Genomic DNA, 16,807 nt, shown 5'->3' with positions numbered 1-16,807 from the left:
GCAGGCGCGGCAAGGTCAGCTCGGCCTCGCCCTTTAGCACCAGGTCGGCGCCGACGGCGAAGCTGCGCGGCGGGTCGCACGTGGGTTCCGGACCGCCCATCAGGATGATGGCGTTGGGGTTCTCCTTGCGGGCCCGCTCGATAAGCTCGGCGGTCCTGGGCATCGTGCAGGTGATCGCCGAGAACCCGACCACGTCGGCCTGGCGCACCCACTCCCAGTCGGTCGAGTCCTTGCCACTGACGTCCTCGACAAAGGCGCGAACGTCGTAGCCGGCGTCGTGCACCACCGTGGCGAGCACGGGAACGCCTCGGCCCATAGCGACGCCCGTGTAGATGTTGAGGCCGGGCGAGCCAGCCTCGATAAGTGCAATTCGTAGTGCATGGGCGATGTTCATCGCCGCCTCCTTGCCAGCCGAGCCGAATCGTTGGCCCGCTGGGATGTCAAACCTTCTGACATAGGAGTAGCTACCCTCATGCCGTTGGGCACGTACCCCCTCTGGTGTCGGCGGTCACGACGTCAGTCGGTCCGCTCCAGCTTGTAGCGGTGGTACTCGTGCTGGACGGCCGCACGGGACAGGTCCTCGGCAAGCTCGGGACTCTTCGCCTCGCCCACCTTGGCCGAGTAGAACTGGGCGACCATGCCCTCGAGCATGCCGGCTGCCGCGTGTGCCTCCGCGGGCGAGTTGACCCAGCGCACGCGGTCGACGGGTACGGGCGGGGGCACCGGCGTGTTCGCTACTCCGGGGACGTAACTGGCGGCCCAAGAGAGGTGGCGCATCTCGTCGATGGCGAACTCGAAGTACTGTTCGCCCTGCTCGCAGTCGCCGGAGCCGTACTTGTTGAAGAGGTATTGCAGGACGCCGGCGTACTCGGTGCCGATGGTGGGCCCCACAACGCCCAGGTCCTCCAGCCCCATCAGCGGATGGGCGGCGAGGGCCGGCTCGCCCAGCGCGTGCGCCTCCAGGGTGAGCCGCTCGAAGGTGATGCGGTGATGGTGCTCGTCGGCGACGATGCGCTCGATGAGTCGCGTGAGCTCGGGGTCCGAGTCGCCGATAAGGTCCAGCGTGCGTGCGTAGTGTTCGAGCGCCATGTCCTCGGTGCCGACGTCGGCGACCATGCTGTCGGCCATCGACGCCGAGAGGAAGATGTCGGCGCGGTCGAGCACGGGCTCGCCGCCGCGGTCGCGGATGGCCTCGGCCAGCCATTCGAAGTGCCACATCTCTTCGCGGGCAGTCTTGCGGACGGGATCGGTGATTCCCACGTCGCGCAGCTGAACGCCGTGGATGACGTACTGCAGGATAGCGCCGTGCTCGAGTGCGAGGTCTTCGTTGAGTGAGGCCAGGACCTCGGGTGACGTGTTCATTGGTGCTCCTGTCTGAGTTGGTGCTCCTGTCTGAGTTGGCGGGGCTGTGCTACTTGCCGGCGGCGAGCGCTTGGATCGTCGAAAGCACGTCGTCTGCGTGGCCTTCCACCTTCACCGCCGGCCAAACGTGCGCGATCTTCCCGTCCGGGCCCACCAAGAACGTGCGCCGCTTGGCCGTCAGGCCCACAACCTCACGAGCGCCATATGCGTCGATGATCTGCTTGCCGGGATCGGGAACGAGCGGGAACTGCAAGTCGTACGCGTCGATGAAGCGCTTCTGGATCTCGGGCTTGTCGGCGCTGACGCCCACGATGGTGGCGCCCAGCGCGTCGAACTGCGACTTCCCAGCCTGGAAGTCCTTGGCCTCATGAGTTCAACCAGGTGTGTTCGAGCGCGGGAAGAACCAGATGACCACGTAGCCGCCGAGATGCTCGGCGAGGTCGAACGGCTCGCCGGTCGCGGTAGTCGCTTTGATGGGTGGTGCGAGCTCGCCGATCTCGGGTTGTCTGTTCACGTCCACGTGTCCCTCCAGGTGAGTGGGGTCAGTGGGTATGTACCGCACCTTGGAAACGGCAGCGCCGAGCGGGCTGGCGGCCCCGGCCGACCGCTCGCCCGACGCCGAGAGCCGGTCCCCGCGGGGTCGCTGCTGGTTCGCGTGTCTCGGCAGAGTTTTGGGGATGAAGTGGATACTCGGTTCCGGGGATCGAACACCGGCCGAGCGCCGACCGACACGCCTCAACTCCTCTGGGATCGTCGCAGGTCAGCCGACGAAGCGGGATCCGAAATCGGCTCGGCACGTGCAGCTCTAGCAAATTGGAGGTCGGGGTTATGAAGCGAAGACTATTGATGGTGCTTGTTGTTGTGCTTGTGATGGCGCTCGCCATTCCTGGCACGGCGTTCGGCTTCAACTGGGTGCACTCGCCGACAAGCCCTCTCGTGGTGGGCGGGGTTCACAGCCACGCGAAGTTCACGAGCCTGATGCTGCACTCCAGCAGGGTCAAGAAGGCCGTCAAGATGGTGCTGAAGGCCGATGGAGACCCTTCGTGGGTCTACGGCGCGGCCATCGCCGAGGTCAAGGCCGGAGCCATCCACTCCGCCTTCCTGGCTCACGGCACGAGGATCGGGGCGATGGCGTTTGGCCCCAAGTGGATCAAGCTCGCGATGGACACGCGTTGGATGGGCAGCTTCAAACTGCCGTACTACTACGTGAACGCGAGCAACAGCGTGACCGAGAACGGCTTCCTGGTGACGACGACGTACCGGGTCGCGCTGTCAAAGACCTGCGCCAACCCGTTCGTGTTCGGACGCACGGTGACCCGCAAGCAGATCCTGTTCAAACTCTACGTTGAGAAGCGAGAGAACACTGCTGACGGCCCGCAGCTCGGCAGCTGGGAGATCACGGGCACCGTCGGCACGGACAAGTACGACTCGTTCACGAGCACGACGACCCCCACGCTCATCGGCAGCTTCGCACCGGGGACGCCGTACAGCCTGGGCGAAGTGCTCCAGGAAGGCTGGACCCAGTTGACGCCTGCTGAAGGACCGTTCACCGGCACGATGCCGAGTAACGATCTGACGCTGATCTTCGTCAACAGGCCGCCGGAAGTCATCAACTAGCCCACGAGCAACCGTATCTGCCGAGACCCCCGGGGCACCCGCCCTGGGGGTCTCTCTTTGCCCGCGAGAGCCCGATGCGCGCGGGGCGTATCGTAGTGGTCGCAGGTGTTGGCCGATCGAACCGGGGGTTTGGACATGGAGAACAACGAGATCTTGCGCGCCACGTTGTCGCGGATGCTCGAGCGCAGCGAAGCTCACACCGACTTCGACGCGGCCGTCTCGGGCATCGCGCCGGAAGCGCGCGGTGTGAGGCCGGCGGGACTGCCGCATTCGGCCTGGGAGCTTCTCGAGCACATCCGCCGAGCCCAGCGCGACATCCTGGACTTCTGCCTCGAAGCGCCCTACACCGAGCGCGCCTGGCCTGCCGAGTACTGGCCCGAGACCGCCGAGCCGCCATCACCCGAGGCCTGGGACGAGAGCGTCGCGATCGTGCAACGCGATCGGGCGGAGTTCCAGCAGCTGGTCGCTGATGCGAGCATCGAGCTGACCGCCATCGTGCCGCACGGGACGAAGCAGACGTACCTGCGCGAAGTGCTCCTAGCCGCCGATCACAACGCGTATCACGTCGGGCAGCTGATGGTGGTCAGGCGGTTGGTGTAGAGCTGGGACACACGCTCGACAGTAGGGCGTCTCAGAATCACGCGGGCAGTTCCTCGATGTGGCGACACCTCGGATAGTTGCTGCAGCCTAAGAACTTGTGGCCGGCATGAACGCCACGCCGAGCTTCTCGCATCACCAGGGCGTGGCCGCAGTTCGGACAGATTCTAGCCGAGCCAATGAGCGCCGGTGAAGCGGCCGAAGCCTCATCTTGCTGCAACCCAACTTCCATCGTTGGCGCGAGTATCGTTCCCCTCGCGAGGTCCGGTGGGGGTTCTTCTCCGCCCCGCACGGCCACCTCCCCTGCCGAGAGCGCGCCGGCGCGGGCTGAAAGCTCGCGCTCTGAGTCGTTCAACCCATGGACCACGATCTCGCAAGTTGAACTCCAGCTCGGGCGCCCAAGTCGCGCCCCGCCCACCTGCCACGGCCAGAACATGGACGGGCAACCCATCCGCGTCGTCCCGTCCAAGAGCAAATGGCTCAGATAGCCCCATCCAAACCACAGGCCTAGAACCATGGGCTGACCTGCGACTGCAAAGCCGCAACACAAGATGAAGGTGAGTGCCGCGCCAGCGCTGAGAGAATGAGTTGGACCCCGATGCTCGACCATCCCCGCCACCAGCTTCGCAGTGACTAGGAGCAGCGACCCGAGCACGAGTGACAGCCAAGCCCAGCCAACGGCCGGTCGGCTCATGCTGAGCAGTTGGGTGCGCAGTGCTGCGCTAACACCCGCGGGATCCGCCCCGGACGGGTACCACTTGGCGAGACCGAACAAGAGCAGAACCGTGAACCCGAGACCGAGTAGCGTGCCCGGAACCCGATTCGAGATCCAAGCGTTCGGATGATCGATGTCAGGGGCCAGAGACCCGGTGCCCGCGGCTACCACTGCCATCATGGTGGGCGCCATCTGCGGATTGCCACGGCTCAAGGCAAACAGAGCAGCGTAAGTGGTTAGGGCCGCAATACCTAGGTGCTCGGATCCTCGCACTTACTCGACCTCTCTCAGCCTGAACGGTTTGGCGTCAACGGCCCTAGAGCTTCCAGCCTGTCCAGCGGCCACAGCGCTGACACTGCCGATTCCGCGCCTCGCCCGGCATTGGCGGGCCCCACACATGGCCCAGCCGTCGGCACTCTTGCTCGGCGTCGGACACAGGCATACCAATTCGGCGAACGGGGCTGGGGAGCGGTGTCGCGGCGTGCAGATGACCGGGAGTTCCGTCCGGCAATGGCGGGAAAAGCGGCTGGGACCCCTCGGCAAGATTCGGCTCGTAGAGGCCTCGAAGGCTGGGCCGGCCGTGGCCGTTCGCGCATCCCCCACCCGCTCCGACCCACACGTAGTCGCGGCACTCGGAACACCATGCTGCCTGAGAGACTTCGCTCGTATCCATCGAGCCCGTCGCCATGGGCGGATCGGCAGCAAGGTCGGCTTCCATCGCCGCAAGCTGCTCACGCATGGCTCGCTCCCTGCGGATGCGTCGAATCTCGGCAGTCTGCCGGGCCAACATCTCCATGCGGCGCTTCTCCGCGGCTGCCGCCGCGCGCTCAACATTGCGTCGCCGTTGCTCGGCCTGCTCGGCGCTTCTGCGGCGTTCGGCGTCGGTGGCTGTGGAGGTCGTGTAGGTCGCGGAGGTCCGCGAATCTGACGCTGACGCCTCGTGTCTTCCGTTCGGATGTTCCTTGAGATGGCGCCGCAGCACGTCGGCCGCCAAGTTGACCCGCTTCATTCTCTCCTCCGCACGAGCGCGCTGAGTCTCGGAGTACTTGTCGGGGTGCCACGCCTGCGCGAAGAACCTGTGCTGAGATGTGACGTCCGCGAGTGACGCACCCGGCTCGAGTTCGAGGTCTGCGTAGGCGCGTCGGACGTCATCGGCACTGTCGCGCAACGAACAGCCCTCCCCGAGTCGGATTCAGCTGGCAGCGCATCGCCACCCGATAGTAGGTATCGGCTAGATTCGAGTTGCACCCAATGCCCGAACCAGCTTCCGCAGGGGGAACGTGGGAGCGCGGCAGTGCCTGCAGCTTCAGCCGGAGGATCTTCACGTCGATAACAGGCACGGGGGTAGAAGCAGTCCGCGAGTCAGGGGTGGCTCGGCGGAGCAATGCCGCGCGTTTGTTCGGAACGCAGGCCCGCTATCGGAGGATCCATCTTGGAGTACCGAGAGACGCGCTCGCTCGGCGACGTAGGCGAGCGGCGCATCCGCGATGCATTCCACTCCGAGGCACCCTCTCTGGGCTTCAGGATGCTCGACGGCGTCTTGCTCGACATTGGCGACGAAACCGCCTACTTCGATCACCTCGTAATTGACCGTCACGGAATCCTGATGGTCGAAGCCAAGAGCGGTGACGCCGAGATCAGAGGCACGTCGGCGAGCGGGACTTGGATGGCCAAGTTCCCAAACGGCGGCCTTGAGAAGCTCCTCAACCCGCTACGCGAGAACGAGCGGAACCGCTCAGTTCTCAGCAGAGTCCTCCAGGCGAGCGGCCGGCGGCTCGGCGACGACTACATCCAGAGCGTGGTCGTGTTCGCCGGCAGTGACATTCGACATCTCAAGTTGACCGAGGCAGACAAGCTGCGCGTTGTGCCGATCCGCGAGGTCGGCGACCTGATGCGTGCTCGCTACGACTTCACGCCCAATCCGGGCGGCTTAAGCGCCGAGAACATCGCGAACCTAATCTCAACTCTCAAGAACGCGGATCAGTCTCGGATCATCGACACACGCCACAAGCACGCGGATCGCGTTGCACGCGAGCTGCGACCCTTCCCGCTCAACCTGCTCCCGACGATGCCCGTCTTCCCAACGCAACGATCTCGCGAGGCGGCAGTCACCCGTAACGTGTTCTCTGGCGTGGACAGGTACGAGGGCATCAACACGTCCACACCGCCACGTCGGGCCTTCTTCACGCCGTCCGGGTTTCTCACGCTCGTCGCAGTTGTCGCAGTACTCGGATGGATTCTGGCTGGTGGCGGAGCAGCCGTACTAGAGACGGCGGTCATGTCGGGCTCGTTGCAACCGCTGGTCGCGCTCGTGTGGACTCCTAGGCAGGTGATGCCGGTGAGAGTGGTCGCGCCCTTGTCTCCCGCGGTGCCGGTGACGCCTATGGTGGACGCTCCCGACCTCCAGACAGCGCTACGACGTCTCCACTCGGCATCGCCTACCGCGTGGGCATCGCTGCAAGAGCCGGACAACCCCCTGGTGATGTGTCGAGATGGCTTGACCAAGTTCACCTGGGTCAGCTTGGAGAGCGAGTCACCGGGCAGCGTACAAGCCAGAACCGTGTCAATCACTCTGGACAATCAGGGAGGACTGATCGGGGTGGATGCGGGCCAGTAGGTGGCGCTCAATCCTTGCGCCGGCCGGCCGATACGGTGATCCTGGGCCGAGATGCCCGTCCATGTGGGGAGGATCATGCGAGCTGACTTCTCCGTCCTGAACGTCGGAACACGCTACAGCCGAGACGACCTAGCTCGTCTGTGGGGGCTGAAGGGCAGGCAGGCAATCTCGCGGGGAGTAGTGACCCCCGCGGGCGCATCGCAGATCATTCTCTTTGTCACCGAAAGCAAGACCGCGGACATGACCGAGTATCGCGACCAGCTGGTCGGTGATCTCCTGTCATGGGAGGGCGACGGAGTCGAGTGCAATTTGCGCCGACTAGAACGCCAATTGAAGAACCCGCCTGACCAGATCTATCTGTTCTTCCGCGACACGCGACCCGAGGAGTTCATCTACTGCGGCGAGGTCACGATGCTCTCCGCCGACCTCGCGCACCCCAATGGCCGATTTGAATTGCGTCTGAGCCCAGAGCACGCAAAATCGGTCCAGTTGTCACGCGAGTGCGATGGGAACACAACAGGCGCGTCACTGAGACCTGAAGTCCCGGAACGCAACGCTATCCTTCGTGCATCGAAGGCAGCGTCCGATGCAGGCTCCGCCAAGAGGGCCCCCGTGAGTGCGACAGACTCTCAGCGATGGGGATGGGCTGGCACCGCAACTCGGTTCCTCGCGTGCGACCCGGCGGCCATCCTCGACCGGTTGCGCGACCACTACCGTCGCCTGAACCTTGAAGAGCCCACGAGATCGCACGACGTCGCTTGGCGAGATAGCATCCAGTGCGTGGGTGAGGCGCTCAGGATAGTGGCCGTGGAGAACCCGGCTTCACGGGACTGGCACCTCGTGTTCGAGTACGAGCTATCGCGCGAACGTGGCCGACGGCCCGACCTAGTTGTCCTTGCTGGCGGATCAATCGTGGTGGTCGAGTTCAAGGGATACCCCAATCCGTCACCTGCCGCGATCGACCAGGCGTCGGACTACGCGAGAGACCTCGCTGACTACCATGAGGCATCTCACAACCACCCCGTATTCGCGACGCTCTGCCTGACCTCGGGCAATGCTGCCCCAACTAGGATCAAGGACGTAGCAGTGGTCTCCGGACGGGACCTCGCCACCGGCATCGGCATGTGCCTCGCTCCTCTCCCGGCTGCGCGTGCCATCGACGCCCGAGAGTGGCTGGAGTCCGAGTACGCTCCGTTGCCTTCTCTAGTGGCTGCGGCTCGGTTGATCTTCGAACATGAGGAGTTGCCACACATCCGGCGAGCAGAAAGCGCTGGCATCCCCGAGACAATTGCGGTACTGGACCGTGTGGCGGAGCGTGCGCAATCGGCCGAAGAGAGCCACTTGGTGTTGGTCACCGGGGTTCCTGGAGCAGGAAAGACACTGGTCGGGCTCCAGTTCGTATATGAGTCTCACTTCGGCGCAGGCGACGACAAGCAGAAGGCGGTGTTCCTGTCGGGCAACGGGCCGCTGGTGGACGTGCTCCAACACACACTCAAGAGCAAGGTCTTCGTTCAGGGCGTGCTTGGGTTCCTGAGAACATATGGTGGTTCGCACGGGTCCCTGCCTCGCGAACATGTCTGGGTCTTCGACGAAGCGCAGCGGGCTTTCGACGCCGAGATGGCCTTGGAGAAGCGCGGCGAGGCAATCTCCGAGCCTGAGGATTTTCTGCGACTTGGGGAGAGACTGGATTCTTGGGCACTGATGGTCGGGCTTGTCGGCGAAGGTCAAGAGATCAATCGAGGGGAAGAGGCAGGCATTGCCCAGTGGAACGATGCACTGGGAACCATGGACAAACCGTGGCACGTCCATTGTCCTCCGGCGCTGGCATCAGTGTTTACGAACGCCGCCGAGACGACAGTCGAGGAGCGTCTGAGCCTCGATGTCACGCTTCGTTCTCATCGCGCCGAAGAGATCCACCACTGGGTCTCGCTTCTGCTTGATGGCGACCTTGAGGCTTGTCGTCCACTGGCCGGCAAGCTGCTCGGGCAGGGCTTCGAACTCTACGTGACTCGGGATCTTGAGGCGGCGAAAACGTACGCCCAAGAGCGGTACGCCGGTGCGACGGACGCGCGATACGGACTCCTGGCCTCCTCAAAGGCCCGCAACCTACTTGGCTACGGATTCACCAACGAGTATCAGTTCACGAAGAACATGCGTGTGGGGCCGTGGTTCGCCGACCGACCCGAGTCGGCGTTCTCTTGTTGCTCGTTCCGAGACACTGCAACGGAGTTCCAATGCCAGGGGTTGGAACTCGATATGCCGATCATCGGCTGGGGCCATGACCTTTGGTGGGCCACCGATCATTGGGACTGCAGCACCAAGTACCACGTCAAGGACCCGCGGCAACTTAGGATGAACGCCTACCGAGTTCTCCTGACGCGAGGGCGTGACGGCTTCGTCGTGTTCGTCCCGCCGGAACCCAAGTACACACCTGTCTGGGACTCGTTAGTCTCGGCGGGGTGCATGGACCTCAGCCGCGTCTGGATCTGAGCGGGCCACGGGTGAGGGCGCTAGCCGCCCCGCGCCTCCACGTCCGCCCACGTCTTGCCCCTCGCGATCGCAAGCACCGTCGACGCCGACACGCCGTACTCGGCGGCGACCGTCCGCGACGACTGCCCGGCGGCCAGCCGCTGCTTCATCTCGGCGACCTGCGTCGCGGTCAGGGCCTTGCCCTTCTGCGGCTTCTCAGCGAGGCGCGAGGGCAGCTCGGGGTCGAGCGACGACCACGCTTGGCCATGCTTGATGGCGCTGACCATGCTGGGGCTGATACCGAACTCCTCGGCTATTGCTTGGCCGGAGCGGCCGGCCTCGAGCGCTGCCATGACTCGCTGCGCGCTTTCGGCGTCCAGAACCGCGGAGGTAGAGACTGCCTGCATCCGGGCGCGCAGGTCGTCGTCGATTGCCTCGGCCCAGCGCTTGCCGCTCTTGATCGCGCGCACGGTCTGGGTCGAGACGCCGAAGCGCGCGGCGATTGCTGCATGGCGCTCACCTGCGGCGATGCGCTCGGCGACGGCTCGAGCGTCCTTGGCAGTAAGCCTCTTGCCGGCTGGCTCGGCGCCACTGGGATGAGCGGCTGTCGTCACCTGTCGCATCCCTTCGGGACGGCTCACGCGGGGAGCTTGGGGTTGCTCTTCGGCGCGGGAGCAACGGGGATCGTCTGAATCCCCGAGTTTCGGTGCAGCCAGCGATACGGGGCGCTCCCGAAGACGTTGATGAATGGAGTCGCAAAGTAGACGACTAGTGCTGCCACGAGCAGCAAAGCCACAACGAGCTTGAGAAACCGGAACACGATCGACCTCGCGCTGGGCTTGGCCAGCTCTTCCTCGGCGGCCTCGAACTCCTCGGCCGAGGGCTCGTCTAGGACAGTCCATGTGGGGATCTCGTTGCTCACAAGCCCAAGTCTATCTCGCGAGTGCAAACCGTGCTGCGGCAACGGCACGCCTACCAGCCCATCGTCCCCGGTTCGCCCTTGAAGGGACCCTGGATCTCATGCGTGATCCAGCCTCCGTAGAACCGGCCCGGCTGCGGAGTGACCTGCTCGCCGTCCACCGTCGCCTCGTCCAACGCCCAAGGGTAGAAGGCGATGTAGCCGGCCAGCTCCTCGTAGCCGGGGCTAGGATTTGGGTAGCACCACGCAACGTTGCTGCGCTTCTCGCCATCGACCACGATGGAGTAGTAGTGCGCTCGGCCCTTGTACTCGCACAAGGTTGAGTGCGGGCTCCGCTGCAAGTACTGCTTCGCCACGTCTTCGGGCGGGATGTAGTAGACCGGCGGATGGCTGGTCTCCAGCACACGGATGGGGCGCGTCGTCTGGGCGATCACATGGCCGCCCACGACTGCCCGGATGTGCCGAGAAACCCGCTCGATGGCCGGCGGGCGCGGGTACTCCCACACCGACTCCGTCGCGCGCTCGCTCACGACTCGGCGCTCGCGACGTCGCCGTCAGCCTCGGCAGCAGCGGCCGCCGCTGGCTCGGCTACCGGTATCAGGATCTCGTTGCGCCGAGCGAAGCCCGGCTTCCACGGCGCGTCGTACTGAGCTGCAACCGGCTCGCCGCTAGGCGTCAGGCCCTCCTCGGCGATCCAAGCGTCCAACTCACCGCGAGCCTTCTCGGCGTTCTTGTCGTTCATGTAGCCGCTGTAGCGCACCACCGCGAAGGCGCCCGGCGGGACCGACTCGATGCTGACGCGCGGATTGTTGGGCTCGGGCAGACTGTCCCTCGTGTAGCCGGAGGGCATGGTGAAGCTCACGACGTAGTCGCCTTGCGACTCGGCCGCGCTCACCGGCGCGGTCATCGCGATCTTCTGGCAGCATGCCATGCCGGAGGTGACCGGCGCCGTCATCGCGATGCGATCGGATGCGTGGTTGTTGCCGAAGATGTAGTCCGCAAGCGGGCCGAACCCAGCGTTGGCGGCCTGACTGTAGCCGGCGGCCGCGATGCGCACGTTCGCAGTCAGGTATCCGTCGTAGCGGCGCAGCTCGAATTCGCCGTCATGGCGCAACACTTCGTACTTGGGTGACTCGACAGACATGGGTCGTCCTCTCCTACTCGGACTCGCTTGCTCTGCGCTCGAGCGAGCGGTCATACGCGCCCGGCAGCGGGCATGTGTTTGGGCCCGACACGAGCGCAAGACACTCGCGCTCCACACCTTGCAGCGTGCCGTTGAAGACGAAGTGGTGAAACGGCAACACCGAATACCAGTACAGGCGGCCCAGCACGCCTTTCGCATCGAAGAGCGCCGTCTGCCGCACAATCGTGCTCTCGCCGTCGCGACGCAGCTCGTACTGCAGCCAGCCTCGCCCCGGCAAGCGCATCTCGGCGACGAGGCGCAGCAGTCTGGGCGGGTCGAGACGCTCCACGCGCCACCAGTCGAGGTAGTCACCTTCGACGAGCACGAACGGATCCTTCCGGCCGCGCCGACGCCCCGGACCGCCCAGGAGTATGTCGATGAAGCCGCGGAGGTCCCACAGCGTGTCGAACGCGTACCAACCGCGCTCTCCCCCGATGCACGCGATCGGGTCGAAGGCCGCCTCGGGAGGACAGGCAACGCGCAACACGCGCGAGTCGATGTAGCGCCCCTGCCGCTCCTCCGAGACGGGTGCCGTGCGGCCCGCGTACTCCTCGTCCCAGCAGATTCGGGCGAACTCCTCATCCTCGATGCGCAGAGTCTGCTCCATCGCCTCCGCCGCGCCGATGGGATGGATTCCCGGGAAGTCGCGCGCGGCCGAGTCATCGGTGACGACGGTTGGGAAGCGCGGGGACTCGGCGAGCTGTCGGCCCACTTTCGCCTGCTTGGGCGTGAAGAGGTAGAGCCACCAGCCCGACAGGCCGGGCGACAACACCGGCACCGGTAGGACCAGCCGACGCAGACCGCGGGCGTGCGCATAGAGACGCATCAGGTCGCCGTAGCTCACGCGGTCGGATCCCCCGATCTCGTAGATCCGGTGCGAGGTGCCCTCTTCGAGCTCAACTGCGACGCTGGCCACAAGGTAGGCGACCACGTCGGCCAGCGCGATCGGTTGCGAAGCCATCCGGACCCAGCGAGGAGTGGTCATCGCTGGGAGCTTCTCCACGAGGTTCCTGATCATCTCGAACGAGGTCGAGCCTGCGCCCAGAACGATCGAAGCGCGGAACTCCACAACCGGCACGCCGGCCGCGGCGAGCTCGCGCCCGACCTCCTGACGGCTTGCGAGATGCTCGGACAGGCGACCACCTGAGTTCGCGCCCAGCCCGCCCAGATAGACGATTCGCCTCACGCCCTGCTCGCGACACGCAGCCGAGAATATGAGGGCGGCGTTTCGATCGAGCTCGGCGTACCGGTCGCTATCGCCGAGGGAGTGCACGAGGTAGAAGGCCGTGTCGACGCCTTCGAGGGCGGCTGTCACCTGCCCGGAATCGAGCACATCGCAGCCGACAACGTCGACTTCCTCGGGAACGTGACCGGCAAGACGCTCGGGCGTTCGCGCTGCCGCTCGAACCCGATAGCCGGCGTCCACCAATGGTCGCAGGAGACTGCCGCCGATGTAGCCGGTGGCGCCGGTGACGAGAATGAGTCGATGTTCGTCTGTGGCGGTTGGCATCCTGGCTCCGGGTTGGTGGTCGAATAGGAATGTACCCGGAGGGAGCACGCGGCACAGGTGTGCGGGCCGACGGGCCTACGGAGCGTACTCAGCCACTGCGTAGCTGATCTTGCCGCCCGCCACTTTGATGAAGCCGAACTTGCGCATCGCCCCCACAACGGCCGCGACCTCTTGTTCGCTCAGCTTCTTTTGGTAGAACGACCCGATCGCACTGGCAAGCGTCTTCTCGTTTCGGGGCTTCGTCGACTTGGGCTGGCACACGTTTGCCATGAACTGACGAGCTCGGTCCTCGGCGCTTGTCTTGGGACTGGCCGGCTTTGGGCTCGGTTTGGCCTGTGACTTGGGAGCCTTCTTCGACTTGGGCTGCGGTTGCGCGCTCGCCTTAGGCTGTGGTGCCGCAATCGCCTTGGGTGCACCACTCCGAACCACGCTGATGTTCTTCGCCTTGAGGTGCTCGATGAGCGGGTCGAACCCTGTGTCGTTCGACACGATACGGAACGTCGCCGAGGGATTCTGAACGGCGAGGCGGCCGATGTAGTACGCGATGTGGAAGTCCAGCGCATTGGGCCCACAGCCCGTGATGCGGACGTACTCGCCTCGGTCGCCCAAGCGTTGCATCGCTTCGACCAACTCAAAGGGCAGTCTCACCTGTGTCGAGCCGACGAATACGAGGACCTTGCTCTGGTCGTAGTCGAACGCTCGGAGTGACTCGGGTTGGACGTTCTCGTAGTCGACCAGAACGATCTTGTTGCCCACGGATCCCCCAAGGTCGTCTACGCGCGGAAACCGGACCTCACTTGATGCACCCGCGATGCACGGACGCCATGCTACTCATCGGCGTGGCGGCTCCGTCGCTCAAGTCACCAGGCCGGCTCAAGGTGGCCGCAACAGGTGTACCCTCTGCCGCAGGAGGTGCGCCCCGATGCGCGATGACGGAGTCCGGCCCAAGCTGATCGTGGTCAACGACCTCATGCAGCACGGCTACGAGTACGTGCTCACGTCACCCGCCGGCAGGGACTTCGCGGCCGGCTTCGAGCCCGAGCTGACGCCGGAGGAGGTGCTGCACCTCGGCGTGTTCGGCGGGCGCTACCTCACCGACTGCCGAGCTGAGTTCCCTAACGCCTGGTACGCGGGCGCTCGGCTATGTCACGAGCGGCACGCGCCGGAGCTCAACTACTTCGGCGTCAACGCGAGTCTTCCGCTCTCGGAGTGGCAGGCGCGCGGCTGGATCCATCCGGACGATCCGCGCGGGTGGTTCCAGTGGTACTGCCGCTACTTCATGGGCCGGCGCGTTCCGGGCGAAGACGAGCACCAAATAGCCCTATGGCGAGCGTTTCGCCGACACGCCGCGCAGGTGCGCAAGAACTGTCTTCCCGGCGACGACCGCTGCCGACCCAAGCAACGACAGGCACTCATGAACTGGGCCTACGACAGCCGCCGGATGTAGCCCAACGGCGACGTGCCCGCCACCGCGGCCGCGCCGTCCGCCTCGTCGCGCTGTCGCTGCCCCAAACCCCTCCCCACCGCGCGGCGTCTCAGGTACCGTGTGTCAGACACCTGACCGCAGGCACCGTATCCAAAAGCGACGAGGGGCTGCTCGGAGTAGATGGAACCACTCAAGTTCAACTCCAACGCACCCGTGCGCACCCTTCAGGCAGCCGGCACGCCGCTTGCACGCATCGTGACCGGCGAGGGCCCGGTGGTCGCATTGGCGCTGCACGCCGGCCACCTGTTGCGGCCCGAACTTCGCGAGCACATCGCGCTCGGCGACCAAGACCGCCTGCGGGAGGAGGATCCGCATACGGCGCGCATGGCACCGCGCGGCTGCACGCTGATTGAGGTGCTGCGCTCGCGCTTCGAGGTCGACCTGAACCGACCCCGATTCCGCGCCGTCTACCAGGGTCCCGAGGACGCCTGGGGGCTCGGTGTCTATCGCGACGAACTCCCTGACCAAGTGGACCGCATCTCGCGCGCCGTCTACGACACCTTCTACGCCGAAATGTTCACCGTTCTATCCGGCATCATCGCCGAGCACGGTCGCTTCGTCGTTCTCGACCTGCACAGCTACAACCATCGCCGAGACGGCGCGGCCGCTCCTGGCGCGCCCCCCGCAGTGAACCCCGAGGTCAATCTCGGCACGGGTCGGCTCGAGCGCCAGCGATGGGCACCAGTGGTCGAGGGGTTCTCGGCGGTCATGAACGACGCGGGATTCGACTGCCGCGAGAACGTGAAGTTTCGCGGCGGGCACTTCGCGCACTGGATCGCCGAGACGTTTCCCGAGAGCGGCGCGGCACTGGCGATCGAGTTCAAGAAGACGTACATGGACGAGTGGACCGGGCGCGTCGACGAGCACGCTGTGAGCCGCATTCGCTCGGCGCTCGAATGTGCCGTCCCGGTGGTCACTGCAGCGCTTTCGAACCTTAGGTAAAGCGGCCGTTAATTCTCTGCAAAACCGGCTTCCGCCCCTTCGATCCAGCGCACATACTGATGCGGCTTTCGACGGCTGAGAATGCGGTCGGACTGCGCGCTTGCGCATGGCCACTTCTCGAGAGGACGGCTCTGCAATGAAGATGGGGTTCGTGGTCAACGACATCGACAGCGAAACCGCTGGCTACTCCACCACTCGGCTGGCGGTGGCCGCGATAAACGCTGGCCACGAGGCTTGGGTGATGACGCCCTGCGACTTTGCCTACGACCCCGACGAGATGATCAAGGCGCGCGCCCGGCATGCGCCCAAGGACAAGTACACCAGCGGCGCCGCCTATCTGTCCGGTCTGCGCGGATCCAACGCCAAGACCCGGCGAATCACCGTCGACGAACTCGACGTCTTGATGCTGCGAAACGACCCGTCGCAAGACGCCGAGACTCCCTGGAGACAGAACGCCGCCATCGAGTTCGGCCGCTTGGCGATGAGGAACGGCGTCGTGGTTCTCAACGACCCCAACGGCTTGGCCAAGGCCATCACCAAGATGTACTTCCAGGAGTTCCCGGAGGAGGTCCGGCCTCGCACGCTCATCACCCGCGACCGGGATGAGATCAAGGAGTTCGTCAAAGAGCAGGGTGGCCGAGCCGTGCTCAAGCCGCTCCAAGGTAGCGGTGGCAAAGGCGTGTTCATGGTCGACCACGCCTCGAACAAGAACCTCAACCAGATCATCGACGCGCTCACGCGGGACGGCTACGTGATCGCGCAGGAGTACCTCGAAGAGGCCGAGCAGGGCGACACGCGGCTGTTCATGATGAACGGGCGACCGTTCAAGTACAAAGGCCACTACGCCGCGTTTCGGCGCATGCGGCAGGGCGATGACATCCGCAGCAACGTGCACGTAGGCGGCGAGATCGCCCAAGCCACGATCACCGAGCGCGACCTGCGCATCTGCGAGATCGTGCGACCCAAGCTGGTGGCCGACGGCATGTTCCTCGTCGGCCTCGACATCGTGGGCGACAAGCTCATGGAAGTGAACGTCTTCTCCCCTGGCGGGCTCGGCAGCGCCCAGGAGTTCGAGCGAGTGAACTTCGCGCAGGGCGTGATCGGAGCGCTCGAGCGCAAGGTCGACTACATGAGCAGCTACCGACGCCGGTTCTCGAACGTCCAGATGAACACGCTCTAGCCGACGCTGCTCGCGCGACGCGTGTCACGCGACGTACGGCTCGGCGCAGACGTTTCCCCGCCGACCCGCGCAAACGTGGGTGTGATTTGAGTCACACTTTTCGGCCAAACGGGGTATGGTGGTAATTGTGAAGGATGCTTATCGGCGGACGTCTTCGGCGCAGCTCGTGGTGTGAGCGAAAGCGCCGGCCCGTTGGATCGCTCGGCCTGT

At 64.9% G+C, this 16,807-nt stretch carries 18 protein-coding genes and 1 pseudogene; 7 read left to right on the top strand and 12 right to left on the bottom strand.

Features of this window, described 5'->3' with window-relative positions:
- From P4L93_01705 to P4L93_01690, 4 genes and pseudogenes are all read right to left on the bottom strand, one after another.
- Nucleotides 1-394, bottom strand: a 394-nt coding sequence (locus P4L93_01705; protein ID MDR3685661.1) for a cobalamin-dependent protein, incomplete at its 3' end; no start/stop codon positions are given.
- A 122-nt stretch (nucleotides 395-516) separates the two neighbouring features.
- A complete protein-coding gene (locus tag P4L93_01700) occupies nucleotides 517-1,362 on the bottom strand; it encodes a ferritin-like domain-containing protein (protein ID MDR3685660.1) in 846 nt (281 codons plus the stop codon).
- Nucleotides 1,363-1,411: 49 nt separating this feature from the next.
- A pseudogene (locus P4L93_01695) lies at nucleotides 1,412-1,717 on the bottom strand (redoxin domain-containing protein).
- An 18-nt stretch (nucleotides 1,718-1,735) separates the two neighbouring features.
- Nucleotides 1,736-1,876 (bottom strand): redoxin domain-containing protein, encoded by a 141-nt coding sequence (locus P4L93_01690; GenBank protein ID MDR3685659.1) that lies wholly within the window; start codon nucleotides 1,874-1,876, stop codon nucleotides 1,736-1,738.
- Nucleotides 1,877-2,190: 314 nt separating this feature from the next.
- On the opposite strand from P4L93_01690, the gene P4L93_01685 reads away from it, so the two are divergent.
- Both P4L93_01685 and P4L93_01680 read left to right on the top strand, forming a co-directional pair.
- A complete protein-coding gene (locus tag P4L93_01685; GenBank protein MDR3685658.1) occupies nucleotides 2,191-2,979 on the top strand; it encodes a hypothetical protein in 789 nt (262 codons plus the stop codon).
- A 135-nt stretch (nucleotides 2,980-3,114) separates the two neighbouring features.
- The gene (locus P4L93_01680) at nucleotides 3,115-3,579 is read left to right on the top strand and encodes a DinB family protein (GenBank protein MDR3685657.1); all 465 of its coding nucleotides are present in this window, start codon (nucleotides 3,115-3,117) and stop codon (nucleotides 3,577-3,579) included.
- A 37-nt stretch (nucleotides 3,580-3,616) separates the two neighbouring features.
- Here the strand turns inward: P4L93_01680 and P4L93_01675 are convergent, their stop codons facing one another.
- Together P4L93_01675 and P4L93_01670 are read right to left on the bottom strand one after the other, a co-directional pair.
- A complete protein-coding gene (locus P4L93_01675) occupies nucleotides 3,617-3,808 on the bottom strand; it encodes a topoisomerase DNA-binding C4 zinc finger domain-containing protein (protein ID MDR3685656.1) in 192 nt (63 codons plus the stop codon).
- Between the two features lie 799 nt (nucleotides 3,809-4,607).
- Complete coding sequence (locus tag P4L93_01670; GenBank protein MDR3685655.1) at nucleotides 4,608-5,459, bottom strand: J domain-containing protein; 852 nt, start codon at nucleotides 5,457-5,459, stop codon at nucleotides 4,608-4,610.
- Between the two features lie 264 nt (nucleotides 5,460-5,723).
- Here P4L93_01670 and P4L93_01665 point away from each other — a divergent pair, with 264 nt between their 5' ends.
- Both P4L93_01665 and P4L93_01660 read left to right on the top strand, forming a co-directional pair.
- Nucleotides 5,724-6,908, top strand: a complete 1,185-nt coding sequence (locus P4L93_01665) for a nuclease-related domain-containing protein (protein MDR3685654.1) — start codon at nucleotides 5,724-5,726, stop codon at nucleotides 6,906-6,908.
- 75 nt (nucleotides 6,909-6,983) lie between these two features.
- Entirely contained in the window at nucleotides 6,984-9,398 is a 2,415-nt protein-coding gene (locus tag P4L93_01660) for a DUF2075 domain-containing protein (GenBank protein ID MDR3685653.1), read from the top strand.
- 20 nt (nucleotides 9,399-9,418) lie between these two features.
- Here P4L93_01660 and P4L93_01655 read toward each other — a convergent pair whose 3' ends face one another.
- From P4L93_01655 to P4L93_01630, 6 genes are all read right to left on the bottom strand, one after another.
- Nucleotides 9,419-9,991 carry a hypothetical protein gene (locus P4L93_01655; protein MDR3685652.1) on the bottom strand — a complete coding sequence of 191 codons (573 nt, stop codon included), beginning with the start codon at nucleotides 9,989-9,991 and terminating at the stop codon, nucleotides 9,419-9,421.
- Between the two features lie 23 nt (nucleotides 9,992-10,014).
- A complete protein-coding gene (locus P4L93_01650; GenBank protein ID MDR3685651.1) occupies nucleotides 10,015-10,299 on the bottom strand; it encodes a hypothetical protein in 285 nt (94 codons plus the stop codon).
- Nucleotides 10,300-10,349: 50 nt separating this feature from the next.
- A complete protein-coding gene (locus tag P4L93_01645) occupies nucleotides 10,350-10,826 on the bottom strand; it encodes a DUF427 domain-containing protein (protein ID MDR3685650.1) in 477 nt (158 codons plus the stop codon).
- Nucleotides 10,823-11,440: a heme-binding protein gene (locus P4L93_01640; protein ID MDR3685649.1), complete on the bottom strand. Its 618-nt coding sequence runs from the start codon at nucleotides 11,438-11,440 to the stop codon at nucleotides 10,823-10,825. The genes P4L93_01645 and P4L93_01640 overlap by 4 nt, the downstream gene beginning before the upstream one ends.
- A gap of 13 nt (nucleotides 11,441-11,453) precedes the next feature.
- The gene (locus P4L93_01635; protein ID MDR3685648.1) at nucleotides 11,454-12,989 is read right to left on the bottom strand and encodes an SDR family oxidoreductase; all 1,536 of its coding nucleotides are present in this window, start codon (nucleotides 12,987-12,989) and stop codon (nucleotides 11,454-11,456) included.
- 75 nt (nucleotides 12,990-13,064) lie between these two features.
- The gene (locus P4L93_01630) at nucleotides 13,065-13,745 is read right to left on the bottom strand and encodes a PIN domain-containing protein (protein MDR3685647.1); all 681 of its coding nucleotides are present in this window, start codon (nucleotides 13,743-13,745) and stop codon (nucleotides 13,065-13,067) included.
- A 166-nt stretch (nucleotides 13,746-13,911) separates the two neighbouring features.
- Here P4L93_01630 and P4L93_01625 point away from each other — a divergent pair, with 166 nt between their 5' ends.
- The 3 genes from P4L93_01625 (at nucleotide 13,912) to P4L93_01615 (ending at nucleotide 16,597) form a co-directional block, all read left to right on the top strand.
- Nucleotides 13,912-14,436, top strand: a complete 525-nt coding sequence (locus P4L93_01625) for a hypothetical protein (GenBank protein MDR3685646.1) — start codon at nucleotides 13,912-13,914, stop codon at nucleotides 14,434-14,436.
- A 159-nt stretch (nucleotides 14,437-14,595) separates the two neighbouring features.
- Complete coding sequence (locus P4L93_01620) at nucleotides 14,596-15,417, top strand: N-formylglutamate amidohydrolase (protein ID MDR3685645.1); 822 nt, start codon at nucleotides 14,596-14,598, stop codon at nucleotides 15,415-15,417.
- Nucleotides 15,418-15,553: 136 nt separating this feature from the next.
- Complete coding sequence (locus P4L93_01615; GenBank protein MDR3685644.1) at nucleotides 15,554-16,597, top strand: glutathione synthase; 1,044 nt, start codon at nucleotides 15,554-15,556, stop codon at nucleotides 16,595-16,597.
- Nucleotides 16,598-16,807 lie beyond the last annotated feature (210 nt).

It is taken from the genome of Coriobacteriia bacterium (assembly GCA_031292615.1).
Lineage (GTDB): Bacteria > Actinomycetota > Coriobacteriia > Anaerosomatales > JAAXUF01 > JARLGT01.
Note: the sequence above shows the minus strand (reverse complement) of the source record. Positions and strands in the feature narration are given on the sequence as shown.

Excerpts from the sequence above, each read along its gene's own strand:
- P4L93_01700 (MDR3685660.1), bottom strand. The coding sequence starts at position 1,362 with ATGAACACGTCACCCGAGGTCCTGGCCTCACTCAACGAAGACCTCGCA.
- P4L93_01640 (MDR3685649.1), bottom strand. The coding sequence starts at position 11,440 with ATGTCTGTCGAGTCACCCAAGTACGAAGTGTTGCGCCATGACGGCGAA.
- P4L93_01680 (MDR3685657.1), top strand. The coding sequence starts at position 3,115 with ATGGAGAACAACGAGATCTTGCGCGCCACGTTGTCGCGGATGCTCGAG.
- P4L93_01660 (MDR3685653.1), top strand. The coding sequence starts at position 6,984 with ATGCGAGCTGACTTCTCCGTCCTGAACGTCGGAACACGCTACAGCCGA.
- P4L93_01620 (MDR3685645.1), top strand. The coding sequence starts at position 14,596 with ATGGAACCACTCAAGTTCAACTCCAACGCACCCGTGCGCACCCTTCAG.
- P4L93_01685 (MDR3685658.1), top strand. The coding sequence starts at position 2,191 with ATGAAGCGAAGACTATTGATGGTGCTTGTTGTTGTGCTTGTGATGGCG.
- P4L93_01635 (MDR3685648.1), bottom strand. The coding sequence starts at position 12,989 with ATGCCAACCGCCACAGACGAACATCGACTCATTCTCGTCACCGGCGCC.
- P4L93_01675 (MDR3685656.1), bottom strand. The coding sequence starts at position 3,808 with ATGGAAGTTGGGTTGCAGCAAGATGAGGCTTCGGCCGCTTCACCGGCG.
- P4L93_01625 (MDR3685646.1), top strand. The coding sequence starts at position 13,912 with ATGCGCGATGACGGAGTCCGGCCCAAGCTGATCGTGGTCAACGACCTC.
- P4L93_01615 (MDR3685644.1), top strand. The coding sequence starts at position 15,554 with ATGAAGATGGGGTTCGTGGTCAACGACATCGACAGCGAAACCGCTGGC.